General features: G+C 29.3%; 10 protein-coding genes. 5 read left to right on the forward strand and 5 right to left on the reverse strand.

What is annotated here, in order from left to right; genetic code table 11:
• Nucleotides 1–19 precede the first annotated feature (19 nt).
• The 5 genes from phoU (at nt 20) to ABIN17_00880 (ending at nt 5296) form a co-directional block, all read left to right on the forward strand.
• Entirely contained in the window at nt 20–673 is a 654-nt protein-coding gene (phoU, locus tag ABIN17_00860) for a phosphate signaling complex protein PhoU (GenBank protein MEO0283610.1), read from the forward strand.
• A gap of 94 nt (nt 674–767) precedes the next feature.
• Nucleotides 768–1043, forward strand: coding sequence for a hypothetical protein (locus tag ABIN17_00865; GenBank protein ID MEO0283611.1), 276 nt, complete (start codon nt 768–770; stop codon nt 1041–1043).
• A 10-nt stretch (nt 1044–1053) separates the two neighbouring features.
• Nucleotides 1054–1830: a hypothetical protein gene (locus tag ABIN17_00870; protein MEO0283612.1), complete on the forward strand. Its 777-nt coding sequence runs from the start codon at nt 1054–1056 to the stop codon at nt 1828–1830.
• 104 nt (nt 1831–1934) lie between these two features.
• A complete protein-coding gene (locus ABIN17_00875) occupies nt 1935–2951 on the forward strand; it encodes a hypothetical protein (GenBank protein MEO0283613.1) in 1017 nt (338 codons plus the stop codon).
• A 2-nt stretch (nt 2952–2953) separates the two neighbouring features.
• Nucleotides 2954–5296 (forward strand): OmpA family protein, encoded by a 2343-nt coding sequence (locus ABIN17_00880; protein MEO0283614.1) that lies wholly within the window; start codon nt 2954–2956, stop codon nt 5294–5296.
• A 6-nt stretch (nt 5297–5302) separates the two neighbouring features.
• Here the strand turns inward: ABIN17_00880 and ABIN17_00885 are convergent, their stop codons facing one another.
• The 5 genes from ABIN17_00885 to trxB form a co-directional block, all read right to left on the reverse strand.
• Complete coding sequence (locus ABIN17_00885; protein ID MEO0283615.1) at nt 5303–8266, reverse strand: AAA family ATPase; 2964 nt, start codon at nt 8264–8266, stop codon at nt 5303–5305.
• Nucleotides 8253–10892, reverse strand: coding sequence for a hypothetical protein (locus ABIN17_00890; GenBank protein MEO0283616.1), 2640 nt, complete (start codon nt 10890–10892; stop codon nt 8253–8255). The genes ABIN17_00885 and ABIN17_00890 overlap by 14 nt, the downstream gene beginning before the upstream one ends.
• Nucleotides 10879–11499, reverse strand: a complete 621-nt coding sequence (locus ABIN17_00895; protein ID MEO0283617.1) for a hypothetical protein — start codon at nt 11497–11499, stop codon at nt 10879–10881. The genes ABIN17_00890 and ABIN17_00895 overlap by 14 nt, the downstream gene beginning before the upstream one ends.
• A gap of 143 nt (nt 11500–11642) precedes the next feature.
• Entirely contained in the window at nt 11643–13526 is a 1884-nt protein-coding gene (locus ABIN17_00900) for a cytochrome c-type biogenesis CcmF C-terminal domain-containing protein (GenBank protein MEO0283618.1), read from the reverse strand.
• A 41-nt stretch (nt 13527–13567) separates the two neighbouring features.
• On the reverse strand, nt 13568–14533 hold the full coding sequence (gene trxB, locus ABIN17_00905; protein ID MEO0283619.1) for a thioredoxin-disulfide reductase: 966 nt from the start codon (nt 14531–14533) through the stop codon (nt 13568–13570).
• Nucleotides 14534–14535: the final 2 nt, after the last annotated feature.

The raw sequence follows: 14535 nt of genomic DNA on the forward strand, positions 1-14535 counted from the left end.
AAGAAGGAGGTAATTTAAAATGTTTGAACAGAAATTAGAAGAACTAAAAAAAGAAATAATAAATTATGCTTTCCTTGTAGAAAAAATGATAGAAAAAAGTATAACAGGTTTGCTTGAAAAGAGGGAGGAACTTTTAAAAGAGGTAATAGAAAAGGATGAAATCTCTGCCAATGAACTTGAAATTAAAATAGATGAACTTGTTGTCACAATAATTGCAAAATATGAACCTAAGGGAAAAGATTTAAGAATGGTATTAATGATTTTAAAAATAAATAATGATCTTGAAAGAATGGCTGACCATGCTGTTAATATATGTGAAAGTGCTCTTTTTCTTATAGAAAGACCTCAGGTAAAACCCTATATTGACTTACCTAAAATAGCAAAAGAATCCATAACTATGCTTAAAGATAGCGTAGATTCTTTTATTGAGGAAAATCCAAAAAAAGCTAAAAGTGTATGTGAGAGGGATTATATAGTTGATGACCTTAATAAAAAAATTTTTGGAGAACTTATAGATTATATGACCAAAGACCCTTCCACAGTGGAAAGGGGAATCCATATAATAAGAATTTCAAATAATATAGAAAGAATAGCAGACCTTTCAACAAATATAAGTGAAGATGTAATCTTTATGGTTGAAGGGAAAGTTATAAAACACCATAAGGAAGAATAAGTTGAAAATTTTTAAAGGAAGTCTTATAATAAAAATATATAAATACAAATAATTGTGGGGTCCGAATCCCCTTTTAAAAATAAGGAGTAATTTAATGAAGAAGCTCTTATACATACTACCAATAGCAGGACTTTTATTTATATCCTGCCAGGTCCCTGAAAATATAAAGGCACTACCTGATAAGGTGAGTGCTCTGGAAACAAAAGTTCAGGAACTTGAGAGTAAAGTTTCTGATCTTGAATCAAGAGTTAATGAATTAAAGACAATGGTAGAAGAGTTAAAACAGGAAAAAGGGTCAAAAGAAACAAAACCTCAAACTGAGACAAAAGGTGAAGCTAAACCAAAGCTCCCACCAGTAAGGAAAAAATAAGGAGGTAAAAATGAAAAAGATTTTAATTCTTTCAGGGTTATTCATTGCCATAATATATTTTGCTGCCTGTAATGGAGAAGAGGAAATAGCCACTCCAAATGCAAGAATAACACAGATTCTAAATCAGGGTGGAGGATTAAGATTTGAATGGGATCCTGTTGATGGTGCCGATGGATATAGAGTTTATGTAGATGGAACACAACAGTATCAGGGAACAAATACATATTTTGAATGGACAAATCCTGCTAAAATAATAGAAATAGTTGCTTATGCTGGTGATAAAGAATCAAATCCAAAATCTTTTAATTTTACACCTGTTTCAAGAACAGGACAGGAACTCTGGGAAAGAAGTGCTTCAGGAAACAGTGCTTATGGATGGAATTCTGATGGTATAGGAACAAGTTATTCAATTCTTGACCAAAATAATTTTTCACAATTCGATTTTTATCTTGATGATTTAACAAGTGGTTCAACTGATCCTGCAAATATATACCTGGTTAGTCCCAATTACAACGCATTCGGTAACCCATTCAATAATACTGAAACAGCTTTTGCAGTGGGAACAGCTGATATAGCACCTGCACCGGGAAACTATTATACACCAACAACACAGAACCCCATAGTCCAGGGTGAAACGTATTTTCTCTGGATAGACCATTCAGCTAACGGTTGGTCTGATGATGATAATTTTGTAAAAATTACAATAAATTCAATAGGAAGTGACGGAAGGGTGACTTTTGATTACTGGTTCCAGAAATACGGAGGACTTCGCTGGTTAAAGCCCTGATAATATAGAAATTAAAGTCCACTTTTAATAGCCCCCCTCGTAATGAGGGGGGTTTTTATTTTAAATAAGTGAAAAAATATTTTTGTCTTTCTTAATATTAAATTATGAAAAAATTATTTTTAATTGTTTTTTTCATTTTTTATGCCTGTATAAAATCACCCCATGAGGTGGGTTGGTTTCTAACTCTCAGAATACCTGGAAAATTAAAAAAAACTACTGTTTTGGATGAGGTTTCTAAAAGTGATAAATATAGAGTTATTGCCGATTCGGTTTTTAATATACAGAAAATTATTCACCCAAATCTTAACAATTATTCAGGTTTTTCAGAATTAGCAAGAGACACTTTAAGAAGGTTTATCCCTAAGATTATAGATACAACACGGAGTGAATTTGGTTCGCTTTTATTTCTTATATACGGAGGAACAAAATATAAAGGTAATGTTTTAAATTCACCCTGCACCTTGAAAACTAAAATTTTAGCTTTTAGTTGGAATGATATCTCAGATACTTTTGAACTTTTTAAAAAAGACAGTGTAAAGCAAGAAGTATCAGGTAATTTCAATATAATTCACAGATTACCCTTTAATGATTTTCCAGCCGGTCCTCATCTTTTTGTTATCATTCCTCAGATTTTAACAGGAACAGCAAATTTTGATACAGTAGAAACTTTTAAAGAGGCTCTTTTTGGTGCAAGAATTCTTGGTGATAACATTTTAACATTTACCGATACAATTAAAAACGATAATAAAGATGTAAGAGATTTAGCAAAAGAGAACAGGATTCAAAAAATTTTTCTTCATGCAGATGTTACCCATTCTTTACCTGCAAGATTTTATTTATCCATTCAAGTTTTTACAGAAAATAGTGACACTTTTATGCCTGTTAATAATTTGCTTTTCAGGGCTTCTCCTAAAAATATAGATGGTGTATCTATTGATAGCACAAAGTTTTCCTTTGAAATTGATATTCCAAAGGAAGTTATAGATCTTGCTAAGGATTCACTTATTTTTTACAAAGCATTTGCTATTGTGGACAGTCAGGGAAATGCCTATATAAAACCTCTTGACTTTTTAAAATTAAAAGGCTATCTTGGAATTACAGTATATACATTGGAGAGATAATCATGATTAAATTATTACTGATTTTTTATCCTCTCTATAATACCTTAGGGGAGAATATCCCTGTGAGTTACCCATTTGGAAGTCAGAGCATCTTTTTCAACCCTGCCATAATTGGTTCAGAATTTAACCCTTCCTATACTATTTCACTTCTTGGAACAAACCTTGCCCTTACTAATAACGCATTATCAATATCCCTTTATAATGATATAATGTCTGCTAATGGTGATTCACTTAATAGGGAATTAAAAGATAAAATTTTAAAATACTCAGGTAATGCATGGAAATTGAACCATCTTTCTTATTTTTCTCCTTTTTCATTTTCAATAGGAAGGTTTGCTATGGGGTTTAGATTAATTCAAGGGTCTTTTATGATGATTCCAGAACCCTGGTTAAGGCTATTATTATATGGAAATGAACTTGATAAAGTTTACGAAGCTAATAAGAATAACACAGCACTTCAGGTTCTTAATCTTTTTGAAATAAAAACGGGTTTTGGAAACGGTATTTTCCTTGATCCAAATGAAAAATTCAGATTACTTTATGGACTTTCTTTTTCTTTCTATATTTCAGGACCCTATCTTGAATTAAGTGATATTAATGTTAAATTAAATTCCTCAAGTGATGCAATAACAGGAAATGATTTTTTAAGTATAAGAGCAGATACAAACTTTTTTAACTTTGGATATTCAATGGATTTTGGTTTTGGTTTTGAATATAAAAAACTTTTTAATTTTTCTTTTGGATTTTCCAATATAATATCAAATCTAAACTTTTCAAAAGGAGTAATTTTTAGTCACAGGGGAAATCTTGATTCCCTTTATATAGGTGAAGGAATAGATTACGACACAATTGCAACCGATGATGTGGACACAATACCCGGAGCTTTCAGTGTAAAATTACCCTTGATTTTCAAATTTTCAAGTTTTTACAGGCATCCAGAGGATAAATACAGATTGTTTTTTGCCTATGAACAGGGTTTTAAAAACACAGCCTTTTCTACAAAAACACCGAGAATTTCCTTGGGTAGTGAGTATTTTGTCCATCCAAGAATCCCTTTAAGAGCAGGGTTTACTTTTGGAGGTTACGAAGGTTTTGCCTTTTCTCTTGGATTTGGTATAATAAGTAGGGATATTTCATCCATAAATATAGGAATATCACAGCATAGAGGAATTTTTACAGGAAGTAGAGGAATTTCTTTATCCTTTTTAACTGAATTTCATTCACCTTTTAAGGGTAAATTTAAGTTTAGAATTATAGATTCACTTACCAATAAACCTATAGCAAATGCTGTTTTAAGGTTAATTGATACAAAAGATAAAAAGGTTTTTGAAGGTTTAAGCGATGTTAATGGTGAAATAAAGGGTGAAATAAAAGGAGGTAAGTATAAATTTGATGTTGAGGCAGATGATTATTATTCAAAATCAGGTCCTTTTGTAATAAAATCCGGAGAAAAAAGAGAAGAAAAGGTTCCTTTAAAAACAAAATTTGGAATCTTAACACTTTATGTTAAGAATAAAGATAATGAAGAGCCTTTAAGTGATGTGGATGTTACTATTCAATATAAAGAAAAAACTACAAAGGTAAAAACAGATAGAACAGGAACTCTAAAATTTAAACTGGAAAAAGGAGAATATACATTCAGGTTTGAACACCCTGATTATGTTCTCAAAACTGAAAGAATTTCCATAGAACCGGGAACAGTTAAAGAGGTAGATGTTTTCCTTTCAACAAAATGGGGAATTGTGAAAGGTAAGGTTTTTAATGCTCAAACAATGGAAACTCTTTCAGGTGATATAGAAATTTACCCTGAAAATAAAGATAGTTTAATTCAAAAAATTGTATCTCCTTCTGAGGGAACTTATGAGGTAAAACTCCTTGAAGGTATTTATCTATTTAAAGTAAAAGTTCCCAATTATATACCACAGGCAGCTTATGTTCAGGTTAAAGGTGGAGCTGTTTTAATAAAAGATTTTCCTATGTTAAAGGAAAAAATGGTATTTACCTTTAGAAATATATATTTTGATTTTAACAAAGCAACAATTAGACCTGAATCTTATCCTATACTTGATTCAATTTCTATAATGCTAAAGGATAATCCTACAATAATTGTTGAAATAGGTGGTCATACTGATGAAAGGGGTTCAAATGCATACAATAAAAAATTGAGCCAGGGAAGAGCTGATGCTGTCAGGATTTATTTTATTGATAAACATGGAATAGATCCATCAAGATTAATAGCAATTGGTTACGGAGAAGATAGACCTGTTATAAGAAATGCAAAAACTGAAGATGAACACCAGATGAATAGAAGGGTTGAATTTAAAATACTGGGAGAAAAGAAATAATTTAAGTTAATCTTTTAAAATTTTTTCCGGGTTAAAGAAGGGATTTTCTTCAAATCCAGTCCGATAAATATCACTTTTTATTCTATTTTTCAAGTCTTCAAATATATATATATAATTTTTAAGAAGAAACTTCACCGCATCGTATCTTTCAATTTTTTTACATATCTTTAAAAGTTCTCTTAATATGATAATATGTAAGATAGGTATAGGGTATTTAAAAATTTCTTCAAATAGAAGTTTCAAATCCTCACTTAATCTTGTGCTTTCCTTAATTTTCTTAATTGCTTTAATGTAAAACTTCTGGTAAAAGGGGAAATTTGGATTTTCTTCTATTTCTCCTATATCTATTTTTTTAAAAAACTCTTCATTTGTATTAAGAAAAATCGTAAAAAATATATAAGGATCCCTTAGGAATGAAAGATTTAAATCTAAAGTAGTTGCTTCGTTTCCTTCAAGAAGAGATTTAATATTCTTAAAATAAAAAATATATGGAAGGTTTTCAAATTTTTGAGAAAAAGATAGTCCTATTTTAAAAGCAGAATTGAATAAATTCTCATTTTTCAAAAATATACCCAGGAAAGCTTTTATTTTAAGAACATCAATTAAATTTTCAAAGTTCATTTCCATATAAGAAGATTTTTCTGCATCAAGAATAGTGTTTAAGGAATCTTCAAGATTTCCTGTCCAGAATAAAAGGTCAGAAAGTTTCAATTTAAATTCAGAAAGAAAAACTCCCTTCTTTTTAAGTTCATTACTTGCTCTTCTCATAAAAATAAGCGAATCAAAGAATAGACCTTCTTTCTGGTAAAGAAAAGACCATGTTATATTAACTTTAGCTGAGGTAATTTCATCTTTAATTTTTATATCCCTCAAAAATTTTTTTGCAGATTCAAGACTTCCCCTTTCAATATAAGACTTTGAGAGATAAAGATTAATTTCATTCCATTTTTCATCTTTTTCCTCTGTCAGAAGTAGTGCTTTGTGAAAATGTTGAATAGATTTTTCAAAATCTTTGGCAAGAAAAGAATATACTCCTTTCAGGAAAAAGTAATCACCCATATCAAGGGGTTTTACTTTATAGTTTTTTATAACTTCATCATCTATTTTTTCAAAAATAAAATTCGGTATAAAACCCGTCCCTTCTCTTAAAAGTTTTTTTAAACTCTTTATACCGTATTTCCATGCTTTATCATATTCTCTCGCCTTTAAAGAGTTTATAAAAACAAAATAAGGGTTCTCTTCAGCCCAGGGACTATCTAAAACAGCATCAACAATTTCTTTATGAATCCTTTCTTTAATTAAATCGGGTAATGATTCATAGATTACTTCTCTAACAAGTGGATTAACAAATAAAATTCTATTGTTTTCAATTCTTAAAATATCATTTAAAATAAGTTTGTCTAAATTTTTTTCTATTTTGTGAGAGAAGTATTCTGAAAGAGGAGAATCAAGGTCAAGTTCAGTAACAGCACTTAATATTTCCAATAAATCTCTCTCTCCTTCAGTAAGTTCCTGAATCGGTGATAGAACAATACTTATTAAAGAAAGTGGAAGTTCAGGTTTTTCTTTGATATCTTTTTTCCTTACTTTTAAACTTTTTAAATACTGAGTTATAAATAGAGGGATACCCCCGGTTTTTGGGTGAATTTCAAGAATTATCTCTGGACTTACATCAGGGAAGTATTTTAATATTAATTCTTTTGTTTCATCATAATCAAAAGCTCTCAAATTGATTCTATAAACATTTTTAGGATCTAAAGATATTGGTAAGACTCTCCCTGTTAAAATAATCAGGGTTTTTTCAATTTTTGATTTTAAAAAGTTTATAAATTCAATTGTAAAAGGGTCAGTTCTATCTATATCATCAAAAAATATAATAAGGTTACCTTTTTTATTGCATATAACTCTTAAAAGATCAAATAAAAGATATTTAAGTTTTTCTCTATTAGGTTTTTCTTCTATTCTCTCAAAAAAATAAGAAAAGCTTTTTAAAAAAGTTTCAAGATATCTTTTTATAAATTTAAATTCCTCTTTATTTAAGGAATTCTCAATAAATAACCTGAAAGGGTAGAGCGGTTCGTTAGAATATATATCACTTCCTTTAAGTTTTATAATAAAACCTTTATCTTTTAATTTTTTTAAATAATTTTCTGTAAGAAATGTTTTTCCAATCCCTGCTTCACCTGTTATTATTACACTTTTAGTTTCTCCCTTTTCCCATTCACCTATAATTGCTTCTAATCTTCCCTTAACATCACTTCTTTCTATATAGGGAACTTGGAATTCCTCATAAATAATTTCCTTCCTTTCAGAAATCAAAGTATAAACATCAATTCTATCAAATTTTCCTTTTAACTTGATTTTTCCCATATGTTCAAATTCATAAAAATTCATAGCAGTTTCGTATATATCAACACAAACATATTTTCTGTTATTAAAGAGAGTAGAAAGTCTTGCAGAGGTATTCACACAATCACCAAGAGCTGTTATAGACATGCTATTTCCTGATTCAATTTCTCCAAAGAATGCCCATCCAGAACATATTCCTATACCATATTCACATAAATCTGAAAAATTTTTTTTAATTAACTCTTCAACTTTAAAAGAAAAATCAATAACTTTAAAAATAAGGTCTCTTTCAAATTCATTATAACCAAATATAAAAAGTCCGCCTTCAAAATGATTGAATTTCTCAAAAAAACCATCATAATTAACACATAATTCATCAATTTTTTTTAAAAAATAGTGGAACTTAGAAATTAAAAGAGCATTTATTTTTGTTTTCCATTTTAGACTCAGAAAGAAAGAAATAACATATTTTTTTCTAAGATAAATTGCAATTTTTTCTTTATCAGGAACAATAACTTTTACATCTTTTAGTTTTAAACCACAATATGTACAAAAGTTATAGATATCTCTAACATAAGATTTACATCTCTTACATTGAATTCTATTTTCAGTTTCTATCACTTTCAAATCTCCTTAATCCCATAGTTGCTGCCAGTTTTACAGAAGAATCAGAATCCTTAATAAGTTCCTCTAAATAACTTTTGATTTTTTCTGTTTTATATTTTGATAAAACTCTTACTAATTCTGTTCTTATTCCAGAAGGATATTTAGGTTTCTTTAAAAATGTTTTTTCAAATAAAATCTTTTCTATAAAAGGGTACACCTTTTCAGGTGAATGTTTCATTACAAAATTAAAAGCAGGAATTACAAGTTCGTTAAAATCTTCTTTTTCAATTGTTTCTTTAATAAACTTAGAGATTACATCCACACTTTTTTCAGTCCCTATTTTTAAAAGTGTTCTTATACATTCTATCTTGACTTCCTTTCCAGGATATTCAATGTAAACCTCAATAATATCATCTTCAACTTTTGGATTATTAATTTTTGATAAAGCTCTGAGTACCTCTAATCTTACTATATCCTGACCGGTTTTTAAAAATTTTACTAAAAGAGGTAAACCTTCTTCATCTTTACTTTCCCCAAGTATAAACACTATATCTCTTTGTGTTTTCCAGTTTTCTTCTTCAAGAGCTTCATAAAATTCCTTCCTATAATCTGGTGGAAAAGCTGCAAGAATTTTAGCTATTCTTCTTCTGATAGCAATATTTTCAATTTCTGGAAATATCTCTTTAAGCGCATTAAATCCTTCCTTACCTGAAGAAAGAAGTGCCTCTTTCACTTCTATTTCTGTATCTTCATCCCATAGAGCTGTTAGAAGCATCCTTAAGGCAAATTGAGTACCTACTTTTCCAAGTGCTCTTATTGCCATTTTTTTCTTTGATTCTGAATCAAGTAAATCTCTAAAAGTTTTCTGTATATCTTCAACAATAAAATCTTTCCCCTTTATCTTTGCAATTTCTACAATTTTTTCAAGACCATCAATATATGAAAAGATAACAGCTGGATGTTCCTCTTCTTGTATTTTTGATTTTATAAGATTTATTAATTTTTCAAGTGGTCCAAGTTTATCTGACTTTATAAAGGACACTGCTAAAGCAGCAATAGCACTAACAGCTGAACTTCTTTCATTTTCGTCTCCTTTGTTCAGTTTTTCTAAGAGTGGTTCAAGGACAAGATCCATTTCAGAGGCACCAATTCCCTCTTCAAGTTCCTTTTCCATAAATTTCAATTTCTTTTCACCTGTTATAACAAGTCTTTTTTCTCTTGTAACTCTTTCAAGCATTTCCAACTCTTTATCCTGATAGGAAATCTCACTCTTAGTGTATACTTTCCTTTTTTCAAGAATATCCTTAATTGTATCAGGTACAGTTGTATCTCCTTCTTTTATACCAGATAAAAGAGAAATAAGTTCTTCATCCTTCATTTCCTCAAGAACTTTCCTTATTGATTGGGCAATTTCCCTGTGTTTTTCTGATTCTTGAAGGAACCTTCTTTTTAAAGAGGGAGATAAAATTTTAAGGATTTGTGAAACAATAAGTGAAAGGCCTGAAAATCCTTCTTCTCCATATTTTTCAAGTAAATAATAGGCAACTATTTTTAAAGCAGAAACAATACTTAAAATTTTGGAACTATCGAAATCCTCTTTAAGATCAATTCCAACCATTTTTAAAAAGATATCCCTTATTTCCTTTTCTTTTTCTTCATCCTTTAATTCCTCAATTTTATTAAAAATTTTATCAATTTTTTCTTCAATTTCAGAACCAGCCCGAACTTCTTCATAAATATTAGGTGAAACAATTCCTTCATAATCTTTTTCTTCTTTAAAAGCACTTACACCTTCTGTTTCAAAGGGAATTAAAAAACTCGGAATTTTATTCAAAATTTCTTTCCTTTTATCTTCAGGGACAAATGATAAAATATCACTTCTTTTTTCCCTTGGTATTTCAGAAAGAATAAGTAAAAAATCACTTTCATCCATAGAAACCATTATCTCTCTGATTTTATTTTTGATTTCTTCATCTTTCAAAAATTCAGACAGGAGATTTTCGCCTCCTTCCATCATTATTGAAGAAAAGATTTTTGATAACTGAAGAGGATTAATTTTTTTAGCATTTTTGAAAAGATTTTTAGTCTTAGTAAGCATATCTTCTCCTGGTATTGATTTTATAAGATTTAAAGGATTATCAGTGTTTTCTATTTCTTTCAAAACTGACTCAAGGTCAAACTTTATTTCTTTATCAGTGGTAGATGAGCTCAAGGTAAACTTCACTTCATTGAATCTGATTTTTTCTATATTTTTTTGAAGCAGAAATTCTGTTGGATCCTGTGTTTCTAAAAATTTTTTTGCCGGAAGAGTAAAAACCTCAAAAAATCCTTTTATATCTTCTTGGGTAACATCTCTGTCAATTGATACACTCTCAATTTTATATCTTGATAGCTGTTTTGATAAAGATAGAATTGCAGGAATTTTACTTATATCCATTCTTGTTTCCTCAAATAGAATTATATTTTCAAAGAAATAAATTGATAATGTTTTGTATTTAGTTGGAAATTTTTTTATAACCTCTAAAAACTGTTCTGCTAATCTCGTAAAAGCAGGGTGTCCGGGTGGATACATTTTTGAATAATTTAAACCAACCCCCATTTGTTTTAAAAGTTCTACTAATAAATTTTCAATTTGCTCCATGTAAGACTACCTCCCTTAAAATGTAAAAATTAAAATTATCAAAGCTTCTTTTTTCAAGCATATCTCCTTCAAAAATTTTCTCTGGTTCTCCTATTAAACCGATTTCTCCTTCTTTTACAATTGTTTTTAAATCATTAATTTTATTAATAAAATCAGAAATAAGTATTAAATATGCCTTTTCTCCTGTTTTAACCGGAAAAACTATTGTGTTACCATATCCACCAAACATATGCATTCTGAAATTTACTTTCAAAAGTTTTGAGTTAAAAAAATCCTTTATATCTTTTAAAAAGCTAAAAAATTCAGCTTTTTCAAATTTTTTTACAAGTCCCCATAAAATTTCAATCTCGTCACCTATATATTGGTTAACATATCCTCCATTTTTTTCTGCTATATTTCTTAAATTGGAAAATAAAAGAGAAAGATTTATTTTTAAGTCAAAAAGTTCTATTTTTTCTGTTAGATGAGTAAATCCTATTATATCCATTCTAAAAACCAGAAGTTCCTTTTCCGTAAAATCTTTACTAATGAAAAAACCACAATTCTGGCAGAAAAAACCTTTTCTATCAATTTCCGAACCGCATCTTAAGCATACCTCATAATACATTAATTAAAATTTTAAAGTTTTTTATAAAAAAAATCAACTATAAAATTTTTATCTTCTTCTAATTTATCTTCTTCTAAAAAAGGGCTCAAAAACAAAATAAAAAATTATAAAAATAAAAAATACAACATAAAAAATTTTTATCATTATTTTTTCCTTTTTGTTATAATTACAAAAACACCACCTATGAATAATAAAAATGTTCCAAACCAAACGAGCTGTATAAGAGGATTATAAAAAACTTGAATATAGACAGTTTTATCTTCTTCCCATCCCTGAATAACTGCATAAATATCTCCATTTAAAAGGGGCAATACATCCATTTCAGCTGATGGTTGTTCCCAGTTATGATAAAACCTTAAAGCAGGTGAAAGTTTTCCTTTTATTCTTCCTGAGTTTTTAACTAAAAAATCTCCTCTAACTTCATCATAATTCTGTCCTGAAGCCATGGATAATTCAATATACTCAATTTCAAAATTTTTAAAATTAACACTTTCTCCTTTTTTAACTACAAATTCTTTTTCTTCTTTAAATCCATAAGAAGAAATAATACCAATTGCTGAAAGAACAATACCAAAATGAATAAGAAAAGAACCAGTTTTCCTTACAAAATATTCATTTAATTTTAATTCTCCAATTTTAATATCATGTATATAACGATAAATATTTGAAACAAAGGCAAAGGCTGAAACTCCGTATCCAAGAAAGGCTCCTGGATGTTTTGATATTTTTATAAACACAAAAAATGAAACTAAAAGGAAAGCTAAAAAGGAAATTAAAAAGAAAAATTTTGAAGAATTTTTGTATGTAAAGGGATAAATAGCTAAAAGTATAAGAATTATAATGAAAAATGGACCTGTAGCCCTTACAAAAAATAGAGGAGTAACTTCAATCTTTTGACCGAGAATTAAGCCTGTAATAATTGGGTAAAAGGTTCCAATAAGGGTTACTATGGTTATAGCAATAAGGGAAAAAAGTAAAATTAAAATCAAACCTTCGAGCCCAAAAATGCTGAATTTTTCTCCTTCATCTTTTAATTTTCCTCTATATTTAAATAAAGCAAAAAATAGAAAGAATAAATTCAAAAGAACAAAAGAACCAAAATATGGTCCAAGTTCACTTTCTGCAAAAGCATGAACTGATGAAAGAGCCCCACTTCTTGTAATATAGGTTCCTGTAACAACAAGTATAAAGGTAATTATTATTAAAGAAAGGTTCCATAATTTTAACATTTTTTTTGTTTCCTGAATAAAAAGGGTATGGACAAAGGCAGTTGCAGTTAACCATGGAAGAAAAGAAGCGTTTTCAACCGGATCCCACGCCCAGTATCCACCCCATCCAAGCTCAACATATGCCCATCTTCCTCCAAGAACAATACCTATGGATAAAAATAGCCAAGATATAAGGGTCCATTTTCTTATTTCCAAAGAAAAGTCTTTTCTTTCACCTTTGAGAAAAACTGCTATTGCATAACTTAAAGGAATGGTAAAACCAACAAATCCAAAATATATGGCAACAGGATGAATAAGCATCCATATATTCTGGAGCAGAGGATTTAAACCTCTTCCATCTGGAGGAGTAAAAGGAAGTGTCCTAAATGGATTTGTTAAAAAGAAAGTTATAAATGTGAAAAAGAGAATAACAATTGAAATAACAGTGTAAGAAATTAATCTATGTAAGTTTTCTGATTTTGCTGAAAAGATATAAATCAAAAAATAAATTGAAAGTATTAAAATCCAGAAAAGCATTGAACCATCCATTCCAGCCCAGAAAGCAGAAAATTTGTAGATAAAGGGAAGAGTTTTTGAGGTGTAGTTTGCAACATATGTTACCCTGAAATCTGAAGTTAAAAGAAGATACCATAGACAAAGGGAAGATAAAATTATAAAGGAAGAACCTAAAAAAATAGCCCTTTTACCGGATTCAAAAAAAAGTAAATCCTTTCTTTTAAATCCAATAATAAATAAAATAGCTGCTAAAAGAAAGGATAAAAAAGATCCAAATAAAGAAGAATATCCAAGTTCAATCATAGAAAATTATAATATATTTTAAATTAAAATTCAATTTAAAATTAGAAATTTTCATTTATATAAGTTTCAGCCATCATTGCTGCAATTGCTCCATCTGAAGCTGCTGTAATTGCTTGTCTCAGAGTCGTATTCCTTACATCTCCAGCTGCATAAATTCCTGGAATAGAAGTTTCCATTTTCTCATTTGTAATCACAGCTTTTCTTTCATCAAGAGGTGTTAAGCCTTCAAGAATTTCAGAATTTGGCATAAGTCCAATGAATATAAAAACAGCAGAAACAGGCATTTCCCATACTTCTTCGGTTATTACATTCTTTAAAACAATACCTTCAACTTTTTTTTCACCTTTTATTTCTTCAACAACAGTATTAAGAATGAACTCAATTTTAGGATTATTTTTAGCCCTTTCAATATAAATCTTCTGGGCTCTGAATTTATCTCTTCTATGAACAATATAAACTTTTTTTGCAAATCTTGTTAAATAGATACCTTCTGTTACAGCAGAATCTCCTCCCCCAACCACAACAATCTCCTTATCTTTAAAAAATGGACCATCACATACAGCACAATTTGAAACACCTCTTCCCATAAGTTCTAATTCACCTTTTATACCAAGTCTTTTATGATGTGCTCCTGTTGCAACGATTATGGCTTTTGTTATCCATTCGCCTCTATCAGTGATGACTTTTTTATAACCTTTATCAAGTAATTCAATTTTATTAGCCTTTTCCATAAGTATTTTTGCTCCGAAATTTTCAGCATGTTTTCTCATTAAATTTATAAGTTCGCTTGCTTTAATTCCATCTGGAAAACCTGGATAATCTTCTATCCATTCAGTAAGGGAAAGCTGCCCTCCGATTGTTTCCTTTTCAAGAATTATTGTTTTTAAATTTGCTCTTGCTGCATATAAGCCAGCTGAAAGCCCTGCAGGACCTGCTCCGAGAATAATTATATCAGCCCTTCTATCTTTTATTTGCTCAGAAACTCCACCAAATTTTATTTCAAGCATTT

This window comes from candidate division WOR-3 bacterium, assembly GCA_039803925.1.
Taxonomy (GTDB): domain Bacteria; phylum Hydrothermota; class Hydrothermia; order Hydrothermales; family JAJRUZ01; genus JBCNVI01.

What these genes read in the sequence shown, in the direction of transcription:
- phoU (MEO0283610.1), top strand. Translation starts at nt 20, where the DNA reads ATGTTTGAACAGAAATTAGAAGAACTAAAAAAAGAAATAATAAATTAT.
- ABIN17_00865 (MEO0283611.1), top strand. Translation starts at nt 768, where the DNA reads ATGAAGAAGCTCTTATACATACTACCAATAGCAGGACTTTTATTTATA.
- ABIN17_00870 (MEO0283612.1), top strand. Translation starts at nt 1,054, where the DNA reads ATGAAAAAGATTTTAATTCTTTCAGGGTTATTCATTGCCATAATATAT.
- ABIN17_00875 (MEO0283613.1), top strand. Translation starts at nt 1,935, where the DNA reads ATGAAAAAATTATTTTTAATTGTTTTTTTCATTTTTTATGCCTGTATA.
- ABIN17_00880 (MEO0283614.1), top strand. Translation starts at nt 2,954, where the DNA reads ATGATTAAATTATTACTGATTTTTTATCCTCTCTATAATACCTTAGGG.
- ABIN17_00890 (MEO0283616.1), bottom strand. Translation starts at nt 10,892, where the DNA reads ATGGAGCAAATTGAAAATTTATTAGTAGAACTTTTAAAACAAATGGGG.
- ABIN17_00895 (MEO0283617.1), bottom strand. Translation starts at nt 11,499, where the DNA reads ATGTATTATGAGGTATGCTTAAGATGCGGTTCGGAAATTGATAGAAAA.
- ABIN17_00900 (MEO0283618.1), bottom strand. Translation starts at nt 13,526, where the DNA reads ATGATTGAACTTGGATATTCTTCTTTATTTGGATCTTTTTTATCCTTT.
- trxB (MEO0283619.1), bottom strand. Translation starts at nt 14,533, where the DNA reads ATGCTTGAAATAAAATTTGGTGGAGTTTCTGAGCAAATAAAAGATAGA.